The sequence below is a fragment of the Streptomyces sp. W16 genome (genome assembly GCF_033194735.1).
Lineage (GTDB): Bacteria > Actinomycetota > Actinomycetes > Streptomycetales > Streptomycetaceae > Streptomyces.
In genome coordinates this window covers 1-1,897 of the sequence record NZ_JAWOAI010000974.1, presented here as the reverse complement: position 1 = coordinate 1,897, position 1,897 = coordinate 1, and the positions used below count along the sequence as shown (strand labels likewise).

At 72.3% G+C, this 1,897-nt stretch carries 2 protein-coding genes and 1 pseudogene; all 3 read left to right on the top strand.

Going from position 1 to position 1,897, the window contains the following annotated elements:
• A pseudogene (locus R6V09_RS52100) lies at window positions 1-268 on the top strand (ketosynthase chain-length factor); the annotation flags it as partial.
• A 53-nt stretch (window positions 269-321) separates the two neighbouring features.
• Entirely contained in the window at window positions 322-594 is a 273-nt protein-coding gene (locus R6V09_RS52095) for an acyl carrier protein (protein ID WP_317888397.1), read from the top strand.
• Between the two features lie 95 nt (window positions 595-689).
• On the top strand, window positions 690-1,649 hold the full coding sequence (locus tag R6V09_RS52090) for an aromatase/cyclase (RefSeq protein WP_317888396.1): 960 nt from the start codon (window positions 690-692) through the stop codon (window positions 1,647-1,649).
• The last annotated feature ends 248 nt before the right edge of the window (window positions 1,650-1,897 follow it).

Sequence of the window (1,897 nt, the reverse complement as noted above, 5' to 3'; positions counted from 1 at the left end):
CTTCGGCCCGCACGGCGTGCCGGTCACCGCGCCCAAGGCGCTCACCGGGCGCCTCTCGGGCGGCGGCGGCCCGCTGGACGTCGCCGCCGCACTGCTCTCCATCCGGGACAGCGTCGTCCCGCCGACCGCCCACACCAGCGAGGTACCCGACGAGTACGGCATCGACCTGGTCCTCGGCCAGATCCGTGAACTGCCGGTCCGTACCGCCCTGGTACTGGCCCGGGGTCGCCGCGGCTTCAACTCGGCGCTCGTGGTCCGCGCGGTCTGAGCCACCGTCAGGCGCCTTCTCCTCAAGGTAAGTCCAAGGAAAGAGAGACATCCATGACCACCGAGACCGTCACCGTCCTGGGCATCGCCGACATCCGGCGGATCCTGATCGAGAGCGCGGGCTTCGACGGCGCGCCCGACCCGTCCGGCGACATCAGCGACACGCCCTTCGAGGAGCTCGGCTACGACTCGCTCGCGCTGATGGAGAGCGCGGCGCGGATCCAGCAGGACTTCGGCATCCGGATACCCGACGACGAGATCACCGAGGTCGAGACGCCCGGCGCGCTGCTGGACCTGGTGAACGCCGGCCTGTCCGCCGCCGCCTGAGCAGCCCGCCCCCGCCGGCTCCGGACCTCTGCCCCTGTTCCGCGGAGGTCCGGAGCCGGCCCCGTAGTCACCAAGGACCCGAGGAGCACAGCCATATGACCATCCGTCAACCGCACACCACAGAGCACACGTTGATCGCCGACGCCCCGGCGCGCGCCCTCTACGGCCTGGTCGCCGACGTGACCCGCTGGCCGGCCGTCTTCGGACCGAGCGTGCACGTGGAGCTGCGGGAACACGACGAACACGGGGAGCGCTTCGAGATCTGGGCCGTGGTGAACGGCGAGGTGGGCAGCTGGGTCTCGCGCCGCGCCTTCGACGCGGACGGCCTGCGGATCACCTTCGAGCAGGAGCGCAGCCGCGCGCCGATCGCCTCGATGGGCGGCGAGTGGCTCTTCCGGGAGCTGTCACCGGGACGCACCGAGGTGGTCCTGCGCCATCACTTCACCGCGGTCGACGACGACCCCGGGACGGTGGGCTGGATCACCGAGGCCCTGCACCGCAACAGTCCCGAGGAGCTGGCGGCGCTCGGCCGGATAGCGGAGTCGGGACACCCCGTGGACGACCTCGTCTTCTCGTTCACCGACACGGCCGAACTGCCGGGCTCCGCCGCCGACGCGTACGACTTCGTCAATCGTGCCGACCGCTGGGCCGACATGCTGCCGCATGTGAGCCGGGTGCGGCTGAGCGAGCCCTCGCCGGGTGTGCAGGACCTGGAGATGGACACGGTGACCGGGGACGGCTCGGCGCACACGACACGTTCGGTGCGGGTGTGCCGGAGCCAGGAGTGGATCGCGTACAAGCAGCAAGTGGCCCCTCGTCTGCTGCTGGGACACAGTGGCCGGTGGAACTTCGCCGACGGGCCCTCCGGTGCCCGGGTCACCGCGACGCACACCGTGGCGGTCGACCCCGCGGCGATCGCCGAGGTGCTCGGCGCGGGCAGCACTCTCGCCGACGCCCGTGCGTACCTGCGCGAGGCACTCGGCCGCAACAGCCTCGCGACGCTGACGCACGCCGGTGAGTACGCGGCGGCGCGGCTCGCGGTCGGCGTGGACTGAGCCGGGCGGCCGACGCGAAGGGCCGGGCACCTCCCCTGGGAGGTGCCCGGCCCTTCGCACGTGGTGCGGTTCGGGGTTCAGTCCTGCGCTCCGGAGAGCTTCAACGCGTCCGCCACGAGCCGCAGTTGGTCGAGGCGGCCGGCGGTGTCGGTGGCCGTGGCGGAGATCGTCACGCCGAGTGTGGTGGCCCCCGCCTCGGCGTAGGCGCGCAGCCGCCGGGCGATCCGCGGTACGGGGCCCACCAGCGC

What these genes read in the sequence shown, in the direction of transcription:
- R6V09_RS52095 (WP_317888397.1), top strand. Translation starts at nt 322, where the DNA reads ATGACCACCGAGACCGTCACCGTCCTGGGCATCGCCGACATCCGGCGG.
- R6V09_RS52090 (WP_317888396.1), top strand. Translation starts at nt 690, where the DNA reads ATGACCATCCGTCAACCGCACACCACAGAGCACACGTTGATCGCCGAC.